The following is a 23,146-nucleotide window of genomic DNA, read 5'->3' as shown; positions in this document are numbered from 1 at the left end:
GAGACAAGGATGTCAGCCCAAGGGCAAATTTCACGCCGTTTCATGTTCATGATGGCAATGACCTGCGCACTCTGCGCAGGTTGTAACTATTTTAACCAGCCCCTGATTTATTCTATTGCAGAGGATCTGCAAATCAGTGTGGCTCAGTCTGGCTGGACTGTAGTACTGACCCAGATTGGCTATGCCACCGGATTATTTTTGTTTGTCCCTCTGGGTGATTTGTTTGAAAAACGGCTGTATATCTGTAGTTTGATGTTGTGTACCGGACTGGCGCTTATTGGGCTTTCAGCCAGTACCAATCTGCATATGTTGTATGGCTTTACCCTGCTCGCCTCTTTTTGTTCGATTACCACCCAGATTCTGATTCCTTTTGCCGCCAGCCTGTCGCAACGTGATAAAAGTGCCGAAGTCGTTGGCCTGCTCATGAGTGGTGTTCTGGTTGGTATTCTGTTTGCCCGTACCGTGGCCGGACTGATTTCTACTTTATGGTCCTGGCATGCGGTATACCTATTTAGTGGTTGTGCAATTCTTCTGCTAAGTCTGGCCATGTGGTTCCAGTTGCCGAGCGCCAAGAGCCAGTTGCAGATGAATATATTGCAAATTTATCGCTCACTATTTACCTTTGCCCGAACAGAACCCATGCTGATCCGGCGTAGTATGATCGGAGGTTTGGGCTTTGGCATGCTGAGTATTATCTTTACTACCATGACGTTCATTCTAGCTGAAGCACCGTATCATTTTAATGATTTCCAGATTGGTCTCATGGGTATTGTGGGGGTGGTCGGCATCTGGTCCTCTCAGTGGACCGGTAAAATGATTGGTAGGCATCGGGAAAAATGGATTGCGCACCTAGCCACATGCGGACTGATTCTAGCCTGGATTCCCTTATTCTTTGCCCAGAATTATTTATGGATTTATATCCTGGGCTTAATTCTGGCTTATTTCGGAATTTCCTGTTTGCATGTCTTGAACCAGAATCTGGTCTATCGAATTTCAATGCAGGCTCGCTCGCGGATTAATGCCATCTATATGACCTGTTATTTTTCAGGTGCCGGTCTGGGGGCATTTTTATCGCTGCATTTATGGAAAAGCTATGGCTGGTCTGCCTGTGTCATTTTAGGTTTTATTTTTGCCGTGTTGATCTTTGTGATTAACTATTATGATTTAAACCAAGAAAGAAATTTAGCCAATATTCAGCCTGAGCCTTAGATACTGTCAAAAACCTTTGAGGGATTAAAAAGCTTATTTTTTATCCCGCTTTCTATACCAAGTGCAAATTCTAAAGATAATACGCTCATAAAATAGAAAAATTCTTGAAGTCTGTTTAACGTCTCCTTTCTATCTGAAAAGCGGTCGAAATTATTGATATCTTAATTTTTTAGAGTTAATTCAATTTACTATTTTCCATTGCGAGATAAACAGGCTTTAATTCAGTTAAAGGTGCAGGTTTTGCATAAAAGAAGCCTTGTAGCAGATCACAACCCTGTTGATAGAGCAAGCTGGCCTGACTTAAGGTTTCGACCCCTTCCGCGACAACTTCCAAATCCAGCTGATGGGCCAGATGAATAATGGATTGCACAATCGCAGCATCCTGACCATCGAGGGTCAACTCTTCAATAAAACTACGGTCTAACTTGATTTGATTGATCGGCAAGCGACGCAGATAACTGAGACTCGAATAACCTGTACCAAAGTCATCAATGGCAACCTGTACACCTAAAGCACGCACTGCTTTCAAAATTTCTATGGTTCGATCTGCCCCATTAATGATGACACCTTCCGTAATTTCAATTTTAAGTAATTCCGGTGGTAATTGACTGAGTTCAAGTGCATGTTCAAGCACCTGCAAAAAGCCTGCTCTACGGAATTGCAAAGGAGAAATATTCACCGATACCGTGATCTGGCTATTGTGTGTCTTGTTCCACTCGGCAATATCTAAACAGGCCTTTTCCAATACCCATTGACCTACACTAATAATTTGCCCGGTTCTTTCTGCAAGTGGAATAAAAATCGCTGGGGAAATATAACCCTGCTGTGGATGGCACCAACGGATTAAAGCTTCTACACCTGTTACCAGTCCAGTTTCAGGATGAACCAGCGGCTGATAGAACAGGTCAAAATTTTCTTGATTGATCGCTTCCATGAGTTCCAGACGCAGATTGGTATAGTCTATTTCTGCGACAGGCTGCATTCTGGTTTTTTCATACCACTGCCACATATTACGACCTTGTCTTTTGGCTTCCTGCATCGCCAAAACAGACTGGTAGATCAATTCAGAAGAATGATGGATCGAACTGTCATCTGCCACAATACCAATACTGGCACTTAAATGTATTTTGTACTGATCAACAATAAACAGCATGGAAAGAAGATCAAGAATTTCTCCGGCGATCGCCTCGACCTCATTGTGCTCATCTGTCCCTGAGAGCAGCAAAATAAATTCATCTTCAGCGAAGCGGCATAGCACATTATTGCCTTGAACAAATTTTTGCAGCCGCTCGCCTACAATTTTGAGAATCTGGTCACCCACCAGATGACCTAAGCTGTCATTGATATTTTTAAAATCATCCAGATCTATATACAGCAAGACTAAAGGTTGTGAGCTCTCGTGCTGTGCTTCAAAAATATTTTCCAGAATCTGTTTGAATGCATACTGGTTCGGTAAACCGGTTAAATGGTCATGGGTATGCTGATGCTGAATATATTCTTCGTGAATAAGTTGCTGGGTAATATCTTCCTGAATCCCCAAAAAATGGGTGCAGGTTCCTGTCTGGTCAAAAATAGGACCTATAGTTAAACGATTCCAGAACCAGCTACCATCTTTACAGTAACTTTTTATAGTCACCTGAATTTCTTTTTGTTCTTTGACCGCTTGCTTGAGTAATGCAATCTGATCCGGATCAGTATCTGGACCCTGTAAGAAAAAACAGCTTTGTCCTAATACTTCTGCTGCTGTATAACCGGTGAGCTTTAGAAAAGCCGGATTTACATACACCATTAGCCTTTCTTCAGAGACATCGGTAATAAAAAGACTATTCGGACTGGCCTCTACCCCCCGTTTTAATAATCGTAGAGACTCCTTGTTTTCACGCGATACAGTAATATCTCGGGCAATGCCAATAATACCGGTGACTTTCTGATTTTGAATAATCGGTAAATTGGTCAGATCCAGCCATAAGATATCGCCTGCAACATTATAAATTGGAAGTTCATAATGTTGAGATTTACCTTGCGCCGCTTCTGAAAATGAAACGTTAGCAAGTTCATGGAATTCGGGCGGTATGAAGGCACAATAGTGCTGACCATGAATTTGCGCTTTAGAAAAACCTGTAATTTCTTCGCAAGCAATATTGGTATTAAGCACATGTCCCTGTAGGTCAAGTTCAAAAATAATATCTGGATGATAGGTATAAAATGAGCTGTATTTTTCATTAAGCTCATGTCTTTTTTGACGTTCCTGATCAAGCTCAATTGCGAGAGCAACTAATTTTGCCGCTTGCTGTAAAAGCTGAATATGATGTTCAGTCGGTATTTTCGGTGTTCGATAATAAGTGGCAAACGTTCCGTACAAAATATCTGAAGCATTAATAATCGGCATAGACCAGCAGCTAGACAATTTTTCTGCATTTACCAAAGCACGGTAAGACTGCCAGTTTGGGTCTTTCATTAAATTCGGACTAATGACCAACTGACGTAAGAAAGCAGCTACGCCACACGATCCTTGATTTGGCCCAATTTTCAAATCTTGAATAGCATTACAGTACTCTTTTGAAAAGTGCTGTTTGCCACTTATAACATTTAAAGTTTGGGTGTCATCTTTATAGAGCATAATGGTGACAAGCGCATCTGGAATGCGCGATTCAAGCCACTGGCTAATGACATCGAGGATAGGCTTAAGTTCAGTATGGCGACCAATCAGATTAAAAATATGAAAAATTTCTTGATCATCACAATTATTATTCATTCAGACTATCACCTTCCTTAGCTTGTTAACATTTTAGACTTATTATTAAAATAATCATTAGCAAAAGTTTGTATTTATATCTTTAAAATACGGAAATATGGTCAATATTACGTGTATTTGATAATAATTCTAAAATTTAAAAATCACAGCCGAAGCTGTGATCTAAAACTATACTTTTACTCAATCAGAATATTACGGACTTATTTTTAGGCTGCTTGTTGACGACTGTCCACTAATTTACAGCCAGTCTGCCGTTGCAATTCTTCAAAACTTAAGCCATCCACTATTTCAATAACCTGAGCCTGGTTGTCTTTTAATTCAATCACACAGAGATCGGTATAAATACGGTTGACACAATGTTTACCTGTTAGAGGATAAGTCAGTTCTTCAACAATTTTTGCCTCACCGTTTTTGGTCACATGTTCCATGCAAACATAGACACAGCGAGCACCCACTGCCAGATCCATCGCACCGCCTACAGCAGGTACAGCATCAGCATTACCGGTATGCCAGTTCGCCAGATCACCATTAATAGCGACCTGAAAAGCCCCCATGATACAGATATCCAGATGCCCGCCTCGCATGATATCGAAAGAGTCGGCAGAATTCATAAAACTGCCACCTTGCAACATGCTTACGAGTTCTTTGCCGGCGTTAATCAGATCATCATCTGCCTGTTCAGGATCACTCAATGCAGCAAAACCTAAAACGCCATTTTCCGAGTGTAGAATTACTCCTTGTTCAGGTTTTAAATAACCTGCTACGCGTGTCGGTAAACCAATACCCAAATTTACAAAAGAGCCGGTTGGAATGTCTTGTGCAACTTTAGCTACAATCTGTTCACGACTACGTTTTTGAATATTCATTATTTAATATCTCCAACCTTGACCACATGCTGTACAAAAATTCCTGGCGTTACAATGATCTCTGGATCAAGTTCTCCCAGTTCCACAACTTGATGGACTTGTGCAATGGTGGTTTTTGCTGCTTTGGCCATGATCGGACCAAAATTCCGTGCTGCCTTACGGTAGGTCAAGTTGCCCCACTGATCTGCCTGATTGGCATAAACCAAGGCATAATCAGCATGTATCGGATATTCCAGCACATAATCTTTTCCATTGATATTACGGGTTTCTTTACCCTCAGCTATTTTGGTACCAAAACCGGTTGGAGTAAAAACAGCTCCTAAGCCTGCACCGGCTGCCTGAATACGGCAGGCCAGATTGCCTTGTGGCACCAGTTCCAGCTCAACTTTTCCGGCTTTATACAGATCTTCAAAGACGGTTGAGTTATTGGCCCGTGGAAATGAACAGATCATTTTTTTAACCAGTCCAGACAACAGCAGATTGGTTAGACCACGATCTCCAGAAGCAGCATTGTTGTTAATAATGGTTAAGTCTCTAGGACCAAGATCAATTAATGCTTCGATTAATTCTACCGGCTGACCTGCCAGGCCAAAACCACTGGTCATAATGTGTGCACCATCAGGAATTTGCTTGAGTACTGTCTCGATATCCTGTGTGATTTTATTCATCATATTGCTTCCTAGCATGTTCTATCTATATTGCAATTGCAGATTAATCTGCCTTTTGTGGATCAAATAAGCGGTCTTTAATAAAGAAAGCGGGTATCAGGCCGCAAAGAAAATAGGCAATGCCCATAATCAGTAAGCCGGTACCAATTGAGCCTCCTTGAGCAAAATAGCCAATGGTAAGAGGTGCAAACACCGCACCCAGTCGGCCAACGTTATATGCCCCACCCACTGCTGTTCCACGCACTTTGGTGGAGAAGCTTTCTGTCATATAAGTCGCATTAATACCGTATGGAATACCATAGAGAAAACCGAAAAATAACATCAGCCAGAGGATATTATCCGGCGTATTACCAAAGACAATCACAGGGATAAAAATTGCAGTACCCATAGTGCCGAAAGCAAATACCGCACGACGGCCAATCCGGTCAGCGATAAAACCAGCAATAACTTTGGTACACATCATGATCAGGAAAGTCCCGATCATATACATGGTCATTTCTTTAAACTTGATTCCCAGATCAGTCTCTAAATACGCCGGTAGCCAGTTGCTGACTCCATAATATCCAAACTGTAAAAATGCGGTACTGAAGGACCAGAGGATAAACATGCGACGGCTAAGTGCATCTTCAAAAATCATTTTAAAAGTATTTTTTGGTTTTTCCTGCAGAATACCACTGGCTTTTGCATCCAGGCGTGCTTTACGCGCATCTAACCAGGCTTTCGGCTCAGGCACCAAGAAGTACATCGCGAAGGCCAGTACAATTGGAATAATGGCAATATAATAGAGGTATCGCCAGCCAAATTCAGGCAATAGCCATCCAGCCAGAACAGTTGCGACCACCGAGCCTAAAGTCCAGCCAGTCATAAGCGTTGCCAATACTGTAGAGCGATATTTGGTGGGTACATACTCTGCCATGAGTGTGTTACAGGCAATATATAGAGCACCTAGTCCAATCGCAGACGTAAAGCGCAGCCATTTGAACTGATCATAACTTTCTACGAATCCTAACCAGAAGGTTAATGAAGAAAATAATGCAATGGCAATGACGATCACACGAACCCGGCCAAAACGGTCACAAGCCCAGCCACCAAAAAAACCGCCGATAGCCATGCCTGCAAGCGTCCAGCTCCCTAAGGCACCGGCCTGCATATTACTTAATGAAAACTCTTGTTTCAGACTGGTCAGACTGTAGGCTAATAACGCAATATCAGCACCATCAACCAATAATGCCAAAAATGAGAAAATAAAGGCCAGAATCCAGACTCTTTGCTTGGGTTCGTTTCCACCTTCCACTGGGTGTTGTTGTGAACTGATCGTATCCATAATGCTCTTTCTACTTTTCGGCACTCCTGTGCCTTTTTAAAACGCATATTTCACTTAATTATTTAGGTGAAATATAGAATATTCGCTGATCATTACCACGCTTTAGCAAGGTGGTATAAAATGATTTTCAAAGTTCTTGATAAATTTTCTCTGCAGAAATCACGTAGCAATACATTGAATGATGTGATTAAGCACAATTCTTAAACCCGTAAAACAATCTAGCCAGCAATGCTGGCTAGAAGTTGATGTCAGGTTTAGTTGCAAAAGGCTGCAATTCCGGTTTGTGCACGACCTAAAATCAGGGCATGTACATCATGGGTACCTTCATAGGTATTTACCACTTCCAGATTAACCAGATGACGGGCTACACCGAATTCATCGCTAATGCCATTTCCACCCATCATGTCACGGGCCAAACGGGCAATATCCAGTGCCTTGCCGCAGTTGTTGCGCTTGATCAGTGATGTACCTTCAACTGAAGCAATGCCTTCATCCTTCATGCGGCCAAAACGTAAAGCCACCTGCAAACCGAGTGCAATTTCAGTTTGCATATCTGCCAGTTTCTTCTGGATCAGCTGATTCGCAGCGAGTGGTCGACCAAACTGTTTACGGTCCATGGTGTATTGATGTGCGGTATGCCAGCAGAACTCTGCAGCTCCCATGGCACCCCAGGCAATCCCGTAACGTGCACTATTCAAGCAGGTAAAAGGCCCTTTTAAACCGCGAACTTCCGGAAATGCATTTTCTTCTGGAACAAAGACGTTATCCATTACAATTTCACCGGTGATTGAGGCACGTAGACCCACCTTGCCGTGAATCGTTGGAGCAGAAAGCCCTTCCCAGCCTTTTTCTAAAATAAAGCCACGAATGTCACCGATATTACCTTCGGCAGAAACTTCTTTGGCCCAAACTACAAATACATCGGCAATCGGACTATTGGTAATCCACATTTTTGCGCCAGTTAAACGGTAACCACCCTCGACTTTTTTAGCACGGCTAATCATGCTGCCCGGATCCGAACCATGATCCGGCTCGGTCAAGCCGAAGCAACCAATATATTCACCGGTTGCTAATTTTGGTAAATACTTCTGCTTTTGCTCTTCAGAACCAAATTCATTAATGGGTACCATCACCAGAGAGCTTTGTACGCTGGCCATTGAACGGTAACCTGAATCGACACGTTCAACTTCACGAGCAATCAGACCATAACTGACATAATTTAAACCTGCACCGCCGTACTGTTCCGGAATGGTTGGACCGAGTAAACCCAGTTCTCCCATTTCACGGAAAATAGCCGGATCGGTTTTTTCATGACGGAACTGTTCCAGTACACGCGGCATCAGTTTGTCTTGACAGTACGCTGCCGCTGCATCGCGAATCATGCGCTCTTCTGATGTCAGTTGCTGTTCTATTAAAAACGGGTCTTGCCAATCAAATCTAATTTTTGTCGTCATTTTAATATTTCCTTATTTTAAAATTATGAGATTAGGCGGTTGCTTGTTTAATCATTTCACGCGCAATAATAATTTGCTGGATTTGTGTGGTTCCTTCATATAAACGGAACAGACGCACATCACGGTAGAAACGTTCAATTGAATATTCACTGATATAACCCGCTCCACCATGAATCTGCAAACAGCGATCAGCAACTCGACCACACATTTCAGTTGCAAACATTTTGGCACAAGAGGCTTCAGTCGTAACATTTTGGCCAGCATCACGTAGACGCGCAGCATCCAGCACCATACATTTGGCTGCATAAATCTCGGCTTTGGAGTCTGCCAACATACCTTGGATCAGCTGGAAATTCGCAATGGGCTGACCAAACTGTTTGCGTTCCACTGCATAGTTAAGTGCATCTTCCAGCATACGCTCTGCCATGCCGACGCTATAACCGGCAATGTGCAGACGGCCCTTATCTAGAACGCGCATTGCTGTTTTGAAGCCAATCCCTTCTACACCACCAATCAGCTGATCTTTATGCACTTTACAGTTATCAAAAATTACATCACAGGTATAGGAACCATGTTGGCCCATTTTCTTATCAATTTTACCTAGGCTTAAACCAAGTGTGCCTGCTTCGACTAGAAATGCTGAAATACCGCTCGCACCTTTAATCTCTTGATTGGTACGTGCCATCACGGTAAATGTCGTGGCACGTGGTGCATTGGTGATAAAGCGTTTAGTTCCGTTTAAAATATAATAATCGCCGTCTTTGACTGCACTGGTTTTTAAAGCAGCAGCGTCTGAGCCGGAATCCGGTTCGGTCAAACAGAATGAACCAATAATTTCGCCCGTTGCATAACGCGGTAAATATTTCTGTTTTTGTTCTTCTGTACCGTCGATAATGATGCCACTTGAGCCAATGCCGTTGTTAGTACCAATTAAAGAGCGGAATGCAGCTGATGTATGACCTAATTCCATCGCCACCAGAATTTCTTCTTCCATGGTAATGCCTAAACCGCCATATTCTTCAGGAATCGTCAGGCCAAACAAGCCCAATTCTTTCATCTGTTCCACAATATGTTCAGGAATGGCGTTGTTCTCTTCTACTTCATGCTCAAGAGGCACCAGTTCATTTTTTACAAAATCGCGAATCGTTGACAGAAGTTGGTCTAGCATTTCCGGATCACGAATCATATGAATCTCCATGGATATAATTTAGGTAAATTCCTTTACCTTTATTTTTGTTTCGTATTACGAAATAAATAATCATAAAAAATCATTTTGAGCAAGTGAAATTATTAAAAATTTTATGTTTTAACTAAAAAATGAAATTTTTCTGGTATTCCAGTTGATTTGTGTTTAATATTTAATTTCACGATACGAAATATTTTGATGAATGATTGTTTTATTTATCAGTATTTTCAATAGATGATTAAACCTTTTTTCTTGCTGTAATACTTATCGATCACTGACTCTTTCGGAGAAATCGAAACTTTTTAAATGTGTTGGCTACGTATTAAACCTAAAAAACTAGATGATTTTTTTATCGTCTTTAAACTTGGGTAACAGGATTCTTTTCGACCACAAATAATTTCGGCACTTTTTCCTATATTTTATCTTTTATAGAAGTGTTTTATTTTGTATCGTGAAATTATGTTGCTATCATATTCATTAATTTAACTTTAATTGCCCTGACCATGACAAAAAATAAAACTGGTGAAATTCCCAACTTTGATGAAATCCGTTTAGATCCGATTTCACATATTCATAGAGAAAATAATCCTCAATTTATTGCGTCTATTGCGCGTGGATTGGAAATCTTGCGTTGCTTTTCAGCGACCAATCAATTACTTGGCAATCAGGAAATTGCACAATTAACCAACTTGCCTAAGCCGACTGTAGCGCGTATTACCAGCACTCTGGTTTCTTTAGGTTATTTAAAACAACTGCCGAATACCACGAAATATCTACTGGATGTTGGGGTATTGGCTTTAGGCTATGCAGCTTTGAGTAATATTTCTGCACGTACTCAGGCCTATCCATTTATGGAAGAAATGTCACGCTATTCCCAAGCCCCTGTGGCAATGGCTACCCGTGACCGTCTCAGCATGATTTATCTGGAAGTAGTACATACAGAATCGACACTGACTATGCGCCGCCCTGTCGGTTCGACTTTACCGATTCATAGTAGTGCCATGGGACGTGCCTGTCTGGCAGCGATGGATGTAAAGGAACGCGAATATTTATTTGACGCGATCAAGAAAAGAAACGAAGATCAATGGCCAACCATCAAGCGTAATCTGGAACGTGCAATCCGTGATTATCAGGATTATGGCTATTGTCTGTCTTTAGGTGACTGGGCAAAAGATGTGAATTCCGTGGCAGTTCCGTTGGTTCACCCCAAACATGGGATATTAACGTTTAACTGTGGTGCCCCAAGTTATCTGTTAAATCAGGAAAAACTGGAAAATGAAATTGGACCGCGTCTGATTCACATGGTGAATAATATTGCAATGAATCTCAATAACATATAAAAAAATTAATTATCAGAGCGACATTAAGTCGCTCTTTTTATTGAATACCCAATCTACACATCTTCTTCCTTTATCCAGAATTCTCAGCAAACCTTTTTAATGCTGCGAAATAGATAAGATTTAAAAAAGATAAATTCCTATTCCAAATAAAAAGATCAAAAATAAGCTTCATAACCGATTTAGATAATGCTATAAATATCGTATAGCGAAATTGGATTTTATATTATGGAAGATATAACAAGAGAATCGATGGAGTTTGACGTCGTCATCGTAGGCGCAGGCCCTGCGGGTCTTTCTGCTGCGATCAAAATCCGTCAACTTGCAATTGAAAACAACTTAAACGATTTGTCCGTTTGTGTCGTAGAAAAAGGCTCCGAAGTCGGTGCACATATTCTGTCTGGTGCGGTACTTGAACCGCGTGCCATGAACGAGCTGTTCCCGGACTGGAAAGAACAGGGTGCCCCGCTAAATGTCCCAGTGACTGAAGATAAAACCTTCTTCCTGCTGTCAGATGAAAAATCACAGGAAGCACCACACTGGATGGTACCTAAAACCATGCATAACGATGGCAACTATGTCATCTCGCTCGGCAACGTGGTGCGCTGGTTAGGCCAGAAAGCCGAAGAACTGGAAGTGTCGATCTTCCCAGGCTTTGCAGCCTCGGAAATTCTGTATCATGCCGATGGCACAGTCAAAGGCATCCAGACCGGTGACATGGGCATTGGTAAAGATGGCGAACCGACGCATAACTTTACCCCGGGTTATGAACTGCATGCCAAATACACGTTATTTGCTGAAGGTTGCCGCGGTCACTTAGGTAAGCGTTTAATCCAGAAGTTCAACCTGGACAAGGACGCTGATCCGCAACACTACGGTATCGGCATTAAAGAGTTGTGGGAAATCGATCCTGCCAAGCACAAACCGGGTCTGGTGATGCATGGTGCCGGTTGGCCACTTTCTGAAACCGGTTCTTCAGGTGGCTGGTGGTTGTACCATGCCGATAACAACCAGGTGACCTTGGGCATGATCGTGGATCTGTCTTACACCAACCCGCATATGTATCCATTCATGGAAATGCAGCGCTGGAAAACCCATCCGCTGATCAAGCAGTATCTGGAAGGCGGTAAGCGTATTTCTTATGGTGCCCGTGCTGTGACCAAAGGTGGTTTTAACTCACTACCAAAATTCACCTTCCCGGGTGGCTCGTTGATTGGGGATGATGCCGGCTTCCTGAACTTTGCCAAGATCAAAGGCTCACATACGGCGATGAAATCCGGCATGCTCTGCGGTGAAGCGGTATTTGAAGCGATTGCTGCCGGTGTAGAAAAAGGCGGTGATCTGGCGGTGGCACGTGTTGTAGAGGGTGAAGATTTCTTTGTGAAAGAACTCACCGCATATACCGACAAGTTTAACAACAGCTGGCTAAAAGAAGAACTCTATAACTCGCGTAACTTTGGTCCGGCAATGCACAAGTTCGGTCAATGGATCGGGGGTGCCTTTAACTTTATCGACCAGAACGTGTTTAAAGTGCCGTTCACCCTGCACGATCTGGTTCAAGATCATGCTGCGTTAAAAACCCAGGCAGCTGAAAGTTTCAAGCCGACCTATCCAAAACCAGATGGCAAGCTGACTTTTGACCGTTTGTCTTCGGTGTTTGTATCGAACACGGTCCATGAAGAAAACCAGCCAGCACATTTGAAACTCACCGATGCTTCAATTCCGGTGGAAGTCAACCTGCCGACATGGGATGAGCCTGCACAGCGTTACTGCCCGGCGGGTGTCTATGAAATCATGGAAAATAATGACGGTTCCAAGCGTTTCCAGATCAATGCAGCCAACTGTGTGCACTGCAAGACCTGTGACATCAAGGATCCGTCACAGAACATCACCTGGGTGACACCGGAAGGTGGTGGTGGTCCGAATTACCCGAATATGTAAGGTAATTCCTGTGAAGGAGAAAAATACATTTATTTCTCACATTCACATACCCAATCTTGAAGCAGTTAGTATTAACACTTCACTTTAATTTTTTAGGTAATCCCAGTTCCCTCGGGAGCTGGAATTAATAAGCTAGAATAGAAATAATAGAAAAGATTGCATATAGGGTCAGAGATAAAAATGGCCTATTCGAAACCGAGTAAGCCATCTTTAAGATTTAAAACAAATAACGAAAATTTTTAGTCATTCATCTATGGATTATTGCTGAGCCACAAACTTGGCACGCGCTGCATGCAATTTCTTATAGCTGTCAATCAGGCGTAAATGACGGTCCAGTCCTTCAAGCTGCATATTGGTTTCGGTCAAACCATAGAAACGAACTGTGCCTTCGATTGAACCTAGAACGGCATCCATACGGGCATCACCAAACATACGGCGGAAGTTGTGCTCATAATCATCCAGTTCCATTTCATCATCCAGAATGACTTCCAGAACGACATTCATGCACTGGTAGAACAGGCCACGTTCAACGGTATTGGTATTGAACTGCAGGAACTGCTCAACCAGATCTTTGGCTTCTTCAAATTGCTGCAAAGCCACATAAATCAGCAGTTTCAGTTCCAGAATAGTGAGTTGGCCCCATTCAGTATTTTCATCGAACTCGATACCGATCAAGGTTTTGATTTCGGTATAGTCATCCTCATCTGCTTCTTCCAGACGCTCAACCAGTGCTTCCAATTGTTCATCATCCAGACGGTGCAGATTCAGGATATCTTCACGATATAACAAAGCCTTGTTGGTATTGTCCCAAACCAGATCTTCTACCAGATAAATTTCCGAATAGCCCGGTACCAGAATACGGCAAGCTGTTGCACCTAGATGCTGATACACCGCCATATAAACTTCATGGCCCATGTCTTCCAGAATCGTGAATAATTCCTGAGCTTCGTCCGCATTCGAATTTTGACCGTTATTAGTGAAATCCCACTCGACAAAATCATAATCTGATTTCGCGCTGAAGAAACGCCAAGACACTACACCGCTCGAGTCGATGAAATGCTCGACGAAGTTATTTGGTTCAGTCACGGCATTACTGCTAAAGGTTGGTTTTGGCAGATCATTCAGACCTTCAAAACTACGGCCTTGCAATAACTCAGTCAGACTGCGTTCCAAAGCCACTTCAAAGTTTGGATGGGCACCAAATGAGGCAAATACACCGCCGGTACGTGGGTTCATCAAGGTGACACACATGACCGGGAACTGACCGCCTAAAGATGCATCTTTGACCAGAACCGGGAAGCCCTGTTCTTCTAGGCCTTTAATGCCTTCAACAATTTTTGGATATTTTGCCAGAACATGTTCAGGCACATCCGGTAGTGCCAGTTCACCTTCCAGAATTTCGCGTTTTACCCCACGTTCGAAAATTTCAGAAAGACATTGTACTTGCGCTTCAGCCAAGGTATTGCCGGCACTCATCCCGTTACTTAAGTAAAGGTTTTCGATCAGATTCGACGGGAAATAAACGGTTTCACCATCAGACTGACGTACAAATGGCAATGAACAGATACCGCGAGCCTTGTTCCCCGAATTAGTATCATAAAGATGGGTACCCAATAACTCATCTTCTGGATCATAAATTTCACGGGTATGTTCATCTAAAACTTCTGCTGGCAACTCGCCATTTGGACCTGGCTGGAACCATTTTTCATCTGGATAATGCACAAATTCGGCATTGGCAATATCCTCACCCCAGAACTGGTCGTTATAGAAAAAGTTGCAATTCAGACGCTCAATAAATTCGCCCAAGGCAGATGCCAGCGCACTTTCTTTGGTCGAACCCTTACCATTGGTAAAGCACATTGGTGACTGCGCATCACGGATATGTAGCGACCACACATTCGGCACGATATTACGCCAAGACGCGATTTCAATCTTCATGCCAAGGCCTGCCAGAATGGCAGACATATTGGCAATCGTTTCTTCCAGCGGAAGGTCCTTACCCGGAATGAAAGTCGTATGGTCAGAAGCCAGACTTGGCATTAACAAGGCCTGAGCATCTGCATCGATACTTTCTACTTCTTCAATGACAAATTCAGGACCGGTTTGAATTACTTTCTTGACAGTACAACGATCAATCGAACGTAAAATCCCTTGGCGGTCTTTTTCAGAAATATCAGCCGGCAGTTCCACCTGAATTTTAAAAATCTGTTTATAGCGGTTTTCAGGATCAACAATATTGTTTTGCGAAAGGCGGATATTATCAGTCGGAATGTCACGTGCTGCGCAATAGACTTTGACAAAATAAGCCGCACAAAGTGCTGATGACGCCAGAAAATAATCGAATGGGCCGGGTGCCGAACCATCGCCTTTATAGCGGATCGGCTGATCGGCAATCACCGTGAAGTCATCGAACTTGGCTTCCTGGCGAAGATTATCGAGATAATTGACCTTAATTTCCATGTGGATACCTAAATATTCTTATGTGCCGTCACGGACAGATAAGATGCTGAATCTGAATATACAAGCCGGTTCACGGAGGAAAACTTGAATGAAAAATAGAAAATGGTCAGGTTATACCATTTGACGAAGTGTCTGGATAACGCTGCCGAGAATGGGCGCTATTATAGAATTATTTTATGAAATTGATAATATTTGTCTGAAATTCTGGCAGATTAAACCAGATCCTCAGTCTTTCCTGAGCTGCCGGAGCATGAATCAACTTCAAGTCATGGCTTATACTATTAATCAAAGTTGCAGATAAGGCAGATTTTCACCCGCCTAGTCTGAATGATTTCATAATTTTAAAAATCATAACTCAGTGCAAATACTGCAAGATTACGCTGCTTGTCATCATAGCGGTCATAACCGCCAAAGATATATTCACCTGACACACTCAACTGCGGTAAAAGCGCATAACTGAGTCCGGCAGAAGCATAACGAAAGGCAAACTGCTTTTCGGTATCGCCCAGTTCACCGCCCTCATATTTGCCTTCATCGTTAAAATAGCTTCCTGCTGCTGTAATGCTGGCATTGAGACGATCATTCAACTGATGGTTCAGGTTAAGCGTATAAAAAGTATCGCCCTGATTGGCATAAGCCACATCATACAGATAGGTCGATACGCTGGCGCCGATACTGGTTTGATCATTCAACGCACGACTTACATTTAAGCCCAACTCATTTCCAGTGGTGTTCTCACCGCCCGGATAATAATAGGTCGCATTCCATAAATCCCAGTCATAATTTTCGCTGCTATGGGTATAACCCAGCAGAAAATCATGCTCGAATTTGTCTGAACGATGTCCCGGACGCCCCTGCACTTCTGCATAAGAGTATCCAAGCGTAGATCCCCAATATCCAACATAAAAATTGCCATAAGCCAGATTCAATGCAGCCTGTACAGCAACGTCGTCATTTTCAGGTGCATTGGTCAAACCGCGGGAGACGTATTTGGAGACCACACTCAAGTTTCCGCTTGCTTCTATTTGTTTTACTTCCGCATCATCGGCATAACAGTAAAAACTTGAAACAGCAGCACAGCCAAACAGCACTGTTTGATTGAATATTTTCATAAAATATAAATGTATTAAGTAAAGCGGAGATAAAACCGAAAGCAGTCGAGGTTTTATCTCCGCTTTGGGACAAAATTGAAATTCGCTTTACTCCTGCTTTGCTAGGCGGCAGGAATAAAACCATAATTTAAGCGCGAGGCGCCTTGTAAAAAGGTGCAGATGAAGGCGCAAGAGCAGGTTTGCCACGAATATGGTCTGCCAGTTTTTCAGCGATCATAATCGTAGTTGCATTGAGGTTGCCGGTAATGATCAAAGGCATTATCGAGGCATCAATCACACGCAGACCCTGCATTTCATGTACGCGTCCATAACCATCGACAACCGCCATGTCATCCTCACCCATTTTACAGCTACACGATGGATGATACGCGGTTTCTGCATGATTACGAACAAATTCATCAATTTCAGCATCTGTTTGTAGATGTTTTCCCGGACTGATTTCTTCACCACGATAGGGATCCAATGCCGGCTGATGCATAATTTCCCGGGTAATGCGGATGGCATCGCGGAATTCACGCCAGTCCTGCTCGGTACTCATATAATTAAACAGAATACTTGGATGCTCAAACGGGTCTTTGGATTTCAGACGAACACGGCCACGTGACGGCGAACGCATAGAGCCCACATGAGCCTGAAAACCATGTTCATGAATGGCATTGGTGCCATTATAATTAATCGCCACAGGCAGGAAATGATACTGGATATTGGGCCAGTCAAATTCGTCTGAAGAGCGGATAAAACCACCGGCTTCAAACTGGTTGCTGGCTCCAATACCTTTTCCTAAAAATAACCATTCTGCGCCAATCATCGGCTGGTTATACCATTTGAGTGCTGGATACAAACTAACTGGTTTCTTGCACTTATATTGCAGGTACATTTCCAGATGATCCTGCAGGTTTTCACCCACGCCTGGCAAATCCTGAACCACAGGAATATCCAGACTTTTTAACAGTTCAGCTGGACCCACACCGGAGCGTTGCAGGATTTGCGGTGAGGCAATCGCACCACCACATAATAAAACTTCACGATCCGCAAAGACCTGAATCGGCTGTAAGGTATTTTGTCCTTCAAAATATTCCACACCAATCGCCTGATTACGATTAAACAGAATACGGTTGGTCATGGCGTGGGAAATAATTGTGAGATTATCCCGGCCTTTGGCCATATCCAGATAACCACGTGCTGTACTGGAACGACGGCCTTGCGGCGTTACGGTACGGTCCATCGGCCCAAAGCCTTCCTGCTGATAGCCATTCAGGTCATCAGTACGTGGATAACCGGCCTGTACACCGGCCTCGACCATGGCATGGAACAGTTCATTATTCCCAGTTTTAGGTGTTGCGACCGAAACCGGTCCAGAATCGCCATGATAATCATTGCCGCCAATATCGCGCGTTTCAGCTTTTTTATAATACGGCAAACATTCGGCGTAGCTCCAGTGTTCTAGCCCCTTCAGGCTGGCCCACTGTTCAAGATCCATAGCATTACCGCGAATGTAACACATGCCGTTAATTAATGAAGAACCGCCCAGCCCCTTGCCGCGCCCGCACTCCATACGACGGTTATTCATATATGGTTCAGGATCGGTCAGATAGGCCCAGTTATAACGGCGTCCCTGTAATGGATAAGCCAATGCAGCCGGCATTTGTGTTCTGAAGTCTAGACGGTAATCCGGCCCACCCGCTTCCAGCAGCAGGACTTTCACATCCGGATCTTCAGTTAAACGCGCTGCGAGCACATTTCCTGCCGAACCTGCACCGATAATAATATAGTCGTAATTCATCCAATCCTCCCTTATGCGCTAAATACAGACTGGAAAGGACTGAGTTCGACCTGAACTGACTTGGTCTGGGTATATTGCTGTAGCGTGACAATACCGTTTTCGCGACCGACACCCGAATGTTTATAACCACCAACTGGCATTTCTGCAGGAGATTCGCCCCAGGTATTAATCCAGCAAATACCGGCTTCAATTTGATGAATAATACGGTGCGCACGTGCCAGATTTGGTGTCACGACACCAGCTGCCAAACCATACTCGGTGTCATTGGCACGACGAATCGCCTCTTCTTCTGAGTCATAACTCAGAATACTCATGACTGGACCAAAAATTTCTTCACGGACAATCGTCATGTCGTCACGGCAATCGGTAAATACCGTTGGTAGCACATAAGCGCCTTGGGCAAATTGCTCATCTTCGGCACGGCCACCCCCACAAAGTAAACGAGCGCCTTCTTTTTTGCCCTGTTCAATATAATCCAGCACTTTTTCCATATGAGAGAAGCTGGACACTGGACCAAAATTGGTCTCAGGATCAAGTGGATCCCCCATCCGGATATAAGGAATACGCTGCAGAATCTTTTCTTCGAATTCTGCTTTCAAGGCTAAAGGTACAAATACCCGTGTACCATTGGTACAGACCTGACCGGAACTGTAGAAGTTGGCCATCATGGCAATATCTGCCGCCAGATTCAGATCGGCATCTTCACAGATAATCAGCGGAGATTTTCCGCCCAGCTCCATAGTGACTTCTTTCAGACTGGAATTCGCAGCTTGGGCCATGACTTTTTTGCCGGTCGCGACACCACCGGTAAATGAAACTTTGGCTATGTCCGGATGTGAAGTCAGATAGCCACCAATGTCACCACTGCCGGTCACCACATTGAATACGCCATGCGGTACACCTGCTTCAGTATAAATTTCTGCCAGTTTTAATGCAGTTAAAGGCGTTACTTCACTGGCTTTAAAGATCATGGCATTGCCTGCTGCCAGTGCAGGTGCAGATTTCCATAAGGCGATTTGAATCGGGTAATTCCATGCACCAATCCCGGCAACTACACCCAAAGGTTCACGGCGGGTATAAACAAACGAACTGCTTCTGAGCGGGATTTGCTGGCCTTCTAATGCTGGCAAAATACCTGCATAGTATTCGAGTACATCTGCACCTGTCGCAATGTCGACGGTGGATGTTTCACTGAAAGCTTTACCACTGTCGAGACTTTCTAAACGAGCCAGCTCGTCATTACGTTCGCGAAGAATAGCAACAGCCTTGTTCAAAATACGGGAACGTTGAATCGCCGTCATTTCTGCCCAGAATTTTTGCCCTTGCTGTGCCGATTCAACAGCGCGATCGATATCATCTTGTGTACATACCTGCACATCTGCCAGAATTTCGCCAGTTGCAGGATTAATTGTTTGAAACGTGCTATTGGATGTTGCATCGACATATTGTCCATGGATATAAGGACGTTGCAGTTTGAATGTTGTCAATGGAATTTCCTCGCAGATGGGTTATTTGAGTTGTTGCCGGATATATTCACTACACAGTTCAATCGGCAGTTCTGGATCAATTTCGCCACTTACCAAAGCACCTCTTAGCCAGAATCCGTCAATCAATGCTGCCAGACCTTGAGCGGATTTCTCTGCCTGGTCTTTACTCAACTTTTTCATGAATTCATATTTGAGATTGGAATGTAAACGGTAATGATTGATTTGCTGTAAACGGTGTAATTCAGGTTGGTGCAAACTGCTAGCCCAGAACGCCAACCAGACTTTCATGGCTGCTTTGTCCGTTTGTGGAGCAGCAAAATTACCGCGTACGATCGCCAGCAAGCGCTGCTCCGGTAAGTCATCAACCTGTATCTTTATCTGTGCAACAGATTTACCCAATTGCTGCAATAAGTAACGCATTGTGGCTTCAATCAAGCCATTTTTACCTTGAAAATAATGACTTATGATGCCGGTTGAGACACCTGCCCTCTGAGCAATCTGACTAATTGAAGCTTCTGCAAAACCTAGCTCATTCACTGCAGCTAAGGTGGCATCGATCAGTTGCTGGCGACGGATCGGTTGCATACCAACTTTTGGCATAAGACTAACCTGAATAACGGATGTAGCAATAAAAAATCACTCTGCTAAAAAATTAGCTGAATGATGTAACAATTCATAAACGCTTTTTTAATTGAACGTTCAATTAATAAAAATTATAGTGCCAGCTCACCCTTGATGTACAGCGCAGTTTGTTTTGGATTTGCAAAAGTTTGTAATTCACGAAAACAAGGAAGCTTTACCGCAGGCTTTTGCTTTTAAATCACACTGCACTGTAGATCATCCGGCAACAACACGATGGTCATGGATTTATGCAAAAGAAAAATGAAGAGATGCAAGATGGTCTGAATAAAGTAGTTTTTTATTTTTCGGCGACACTTATTCTGCTGTTTTCTATCATTACCATTTTATTTAATGAACAAGCCAATCAAGTCATTATCAATATTTTAAACTGGGTCAGTCGTACCTTTAGCTGGTATTACCTGCTAGCGGCAACGCTGTATCTGGTTTTTATCGTCTTTATCGCCTGTTCCCGTTATGGCGAGATTAAATTAGGCCCCAAACATTCCAAGCCAGAATTTAGCCTGTTGAGTTGGTCGGCGATGCTATTTTCTGCCGGAATCGGGATTGACCTGATGTTTTTCTCAGTGGCGGAACCGCTTTCGCATTATATAAATCCGCCTGTAGGCGAAGGTGAAACCTTCGAAGCTGCGCGCCAGTCCATGGTATGGACCCTGTTTCACTACGGTTTAACCGGCTGGAGTATGTATGCACTGATTGGGGTCGCGCTAGGTTATTTCAGCTATCGCTATAATTTACCGCTCACCATTCGATCAGCACTCTATCCTATTTTTGGAAAAAAAATTAATGGTCCAATTGGCCATACTGTGGATACGGCTGCAGTACTCGGCACGATTTTCGGGATTGCCACCACCTGCGGGATTGGCGTTGTGCAATTAAATTATGGCCTGCATGTATTGTTTGATTTACCAGAAAATATCTGGATTCAAACCGCACTCATCGCCGTTGCTGTGATTATTACTATTATTTCAGTCACTGCCGGTGTCAATAAAGGCATCCGGATCCTGTCTGAGATTAATATCTATGTGTCAATTGGGCTGCTGCTATTCATTCTGTTTGTAGGCAATACCGAGTTTTTATTAGCCGCCTTGATTCAAAATTTTGGTGACTATATCAGCCAGTTCCCGAAACTTTCTTTAACCAGTTTTCCTTTTGAACAACCGAAAGAGTGGATGAATAGCTGGACCCTGTTCTTCTGGGCATGGTGGATCGCCTGGTCACCTTTTGTTGGTCTGTTCCTGGCCCGTATTTCCCGTGGTCGTACCATTCGCGAATTTGTCACCGGGACTTTGGTTATTCCTCTGTTATTTACCCTGACCTGGTTGTCTATTTTCGGTAACAGTGCTTTATACAGCGTGATTTTTGATGGTAATACTCAACTTGGTACGACAGTTTTAGAAAATCCGGCACATGGTTTTTATGATCTCTTGGCGCAGTATCCAGGCTTTATGTTTACTGCAGGTGTCGCCACCATTACCGGCTTACTGTTCTATGTGACCTCAGCGGACTCGGGGGCATTGGTATTGGGAAATTTCACGACCAAATTCACTAATATTGAACATGATTCACCGCGCTGGCTGAGTGTGTTCTGGGCCATTGCCATCGGTTTGCTGACTTTGGCAATGCTCATGGCGAATGGCGTGACAGCATTACAGAACACCACAATTATTATGGGTCTGCCTTTTAGTTTCGTCATTTTCTTTGTGATGGCGGGACTCTATAAGTCCTTGCGTCTGGAGGATTTTCGTCAGGCAAGCACCAGCCTGAATGCGGCACCTGTGGTCGGTAATGTGGATATTTTGAACTGGAAGAAGCGTCTGAGCCGGGTCATGCTGCATCCAAGCCTGTCCCAGACGCGTACCATGCTGGACAATGTTTGCAAACCAGCCATTGAGGCCGTTGCAACCGAGTTAATTGACAAAGGTATTCAAGTCAATATTCAGGAAAAATCGCTGGAGGAAGAACCTGAACTGTATCATCTGGATCTGACCATCCAGCTCGATGAAGAAGAAAACTTTGTCTACGAAATATGGCCGGTACGCTATGACACGCCAAATTTCAGTTCACGTGGTAAACGAACCAAACGTTATTACTATCGTCTGGAAAGTTATCTGTTTGAAGGCTCTCAGGGAAACGATCTGGTCGGTTACAGTAAGGAACAGGTGATCAATGACATCCTGGATAAATATGAACGCCATATGATGTATCTGCATATTAACCGGATCAGCCCAGGTAAACGTCCGCTGTTCCCGGACCGTGAAATCTAGGATATCTCAACTACGGAAGGACTGAATGATGTCAGAAAGTTTGAATGCATTTGCCCTGTTTTTCTCCCTGCTCAACCCTTTTCTGATGAGTATTTATATGCTCGGAATTATCCGTAATTCCGACGCAAAAGTATTCAACATGGCATTGATTCAGGGCAGTCTGATCAGCTTTATTGTGTTCATCATTTTTGCAAAAACCGGTGAAGCCTTCTTTAATGAAGTCTTGCATGTACGGTTTGAGTCCTTCCAGATTTTTGGCGGTATTATTTTTCTGGTGATTGGCTATCGTTATGTCTTTGAAGGTGCTGATACGATTGGTGTGATGCGTGGAGCGCCCAGTCATCTGGCGGGTACGATTGCCATGCCGTTTATGATCGGTCCCGGCACCATTTCGGCTTCCGTGATTACCGGGATTCAGCTCAGTTTAATGCAAACCATTCTGGTGATCTTCTTTACCCTGTTTCTGACCTGTAGCTTGCTAATTCTGATGAAATACCTGCATGATCATTTACAGCATAAATATTCCAACTACATTGACCTGTATGTCGATATTGTCGGTCGTGTTGCAGCGCTTCTGATTGGTACGATTGCCATTGATATGATTGTGACAGGCGTTACCGGAATTTTGGAAACCTGATAAATCCTTTCTATCAATAAA

16 protein-coding genes are annotated in these 23,146 nt (G+C 43.5%); 5 read left to right on the top strand and 11 right to left on the bottom strand.

Annotated elements, in window-relative coordinates; genetic code table 11:
* Positions 1–9: 9 nt before the first annotated feature.
* On the top strand, positions 10–1,209 hold the full coding sequence (locus tag MTX11_RS03275) for an MFS transporter (RefSeq protein WP_224215830.1): 1,200 nt from the start codon (positions 10–12) through the stop codon (positions 1,207–1,209).
* Positions 1,210–1,384: 175 nt separating this feature from the next.
* Here MTX11_RS03275 and MTX11_RS03270 read toward each other — a convergent pair whose 3' ends face one another.
* From MTX11_RS03270 to MTX11_RS03245, 6 genes are all read right to left on the bottom strand, one after another.
* Complete coding sequence (locus tag MTX11_RS03270; RefSeq protein WP_243474342.1) at positions 1,385–3,964, bottom strand: bifunctional diguanylate cyclase/phosphodiesterase; 2,580 nt, start codon at positions 3,962–3,964, stop codon at positions 1,385–1,387.
* Positions 3,965–4,170: 206 nt separating this feature from the next.
* Positions 4,171–4,830: a 3-oxoacid CoA-transferase subunit B gene (locus MTX11_RS03265; protein WP_004646970.1), complete on the bottom strand. Its 660-nt coding sequence runs from the start codon at positions 4,828–4,830 to the stop codon at positions 4,171–4,173.
* Positions 4,830–5,501 carry a 3-oxoacid CoA-transferase subunit A gene (locus tag MTX11_RS03260; protein WP_004646971.1) on the bottom strand — a complete coding sequence of 224 codons (672 nt, stop codon included), beginning with the start codon at positions 5,499–5,501 and terminating at the stop codon, positions 4,830–4,832. The genes MTX11_RS03265 and MTX11_RS03260 overlap by 1 nt, the downstream gene beginning before the upstream one ends.
* Positions 5,502–5,541: 40 nt before the next feature.
* Entirely contained in the window at positions 5,542–6,822 is a 1,281-nt protein-coding gene (locus MTX11_RS03255) for an MFS transporter (RefSeq protein ID WP_004646972.1), read from the bottom strand.
* Positions 6,823–7,076: 254 nt separating this feature from the next.
* Positions 7,077–8,276 (bottom strand): acyl-CoA dehydrogenase, encoded by a 1,200-nt coding sequence (locus MTX11_RS03250; protein ID WP_004646973.1) that lies wholly within the window; start codon positions 8,274–8,276, stop codon positions 7,077–7,079.
* Between the two features lie 31 nt (positions 8,277–8,307).
* Entirely contained in the window at positions 8,308–9,462 is a 1,155-nt protein-coding gene (locus MTX11_RS03245; protein ID WP_004730987.1) for an acyl-CoA dehydrogenase family protein, read from the bottom strand.
* A gap of 503 nt (positions 9,463–9,965) precedes the next feature.
* On the opposite strand from MTX11_RS03245, the gene MTX11_RS03240 reads away from it, so the two are divergent.
* Together MTX11_RS03240 and MTX11_RS03235 are read left to right on the top strand one after the other, a co-directional pair.
* The gene (locus tag MTX11_RS03240) at positions 9,966–10,802 is read left to right on the top strand and encodes an IclR family transcriptional regulator (RefSeq protein ID WP_004280319.1); all 837 of its coding nucleotides are present in this window, start codon (positions 9,966–9,968) and stop codon (positions 10,800–10,802) included.
* A 225-nt stretch (positions 10,803–11,027) separates the two neighbouring features.
* Positions 11,028–12,740: an electron transfer flavoprotein-ubiquinone oxidoreductase gene (locus MTX11_RS03235; protein ID WP_243474341.1), complete on the top strand. Its 1,713-nt coding sequence runs from the start codon at positions 11,028–11,030 to the stop codon at positions 12,738–12,740.
* 258 nt (positions 12,741–12,998) lie between these two features.
* Here MTX11_RS03235 and MTX11_RS03230 read toward each other — a convergent pair whose 3' ends face one another.
* From MTX11_RS03230 to betI, 5 genes are all read right to left on the bottom strand, one after another.
* Positions 12,999–15,200: an OsmC domain/YcaO domain-containing protein gene (locus MTX11_RS03230; RefSeq protein WP_243474340.1), complete on the bottom strand. Its 2,202-nt coding sequence runs from the start codon at positions 15,198–15,200 to the stop codon at positions 12,999–13,001.
* Positions 15,201–15,541: 341 nt separating this feature from the next.
* Entirely contained in the window at positions 15,542–16,312 is a 771-nt protein-coding gene (locus tag MTX11_RS03225; protein WP_243474339.1) for a TorF family putative porin, read from the bottom strand.
* 127 nt (positions 16,313–16,439) lie between these two features.
* The gene (gene betA / locus MTX11_RS03220; protein WP_243474338.1) at positions 16,440–18,095 is read right to left on the bottom strand and encodes a choline dehydrogenase; all 1,656 of its coding nucleotides are present in this window, start codon (positions 18,093–18,095) and stop codon (positions 16,440–16,442) included.
* A gap of 11 nt (positions 18,096–18,106) precedes the next feature.
* On the bottom strand, positions 18,107–19,582 hold the full coding sequence (gene betB, locus MTX11_RS03215) for a betaine-aldehyde dehydrogenase (RefSeq protein ID WP_243474337.1): 1,476 nt from the start codon (positions 19,580–19,582) through the stop codon (positions 18,107–18,109).
* Between the two features lie 21 nt (positions 19,583–19,603).
* Positions 19,604–20,182, bottom strand: a complete 579-nt coding sequence (betI, locus tag MTX11_RS03210) for a transcriptional regulator BetI (protein ID WP_004280326.1) — start codon at positions 20,180–20,182, stop codon at positions 19,604–19,606.
* Positions 20,183–20,451: 269 nt separating this feature from the next.
* On the opposite strand from betI, the gene MTX11_RS03205 reads away from it, so the two are divergent.
* Both MTX11_RS03205 and MTX11_RS03200 read left to right on the top strand, forming a co-directional pair.
* Positions 20,452–22,488, top strand: a complete 2,037-nt coding sequence (locus MTX11_RS03205; RefSeq protein ID WP_243474336.1) for a choline transporter — start codon at positions 20,452–20,454, stop codon at positions 22,486–22,488.
* Positions 22,489–22,516: 28 nt separating this feature from the next.
* Positions 22,517–23,125, top strand: coding sequence for a MarC family protein (locus MTX11_RS03200; protein ID WP_004646981.1), 609 nt, complete (start codon positions 22,517–22,519; stop codon positions 23,123–23,125).
* Positions 23,126–23,146: the final 21 nt, after the last annotated feature.

Origin of the sequence: Acinetobacter lwoffii, from assembly GCF_022809915.1 — a bacterium.
GTDB classification, from domain to species: domain Bacteria; phylum Pseudomonadota; class Gammaproteobacteria; order Pseudomonadales; family Moraxellaceae; genus Acinetobacter; species Acinetobacter lwoffii_M.
The sequence above is the reverse complement of the archived record's forward strand: the minus strand, read 5'-3'. Positions and strand labels throughout refer to the sequence as shown.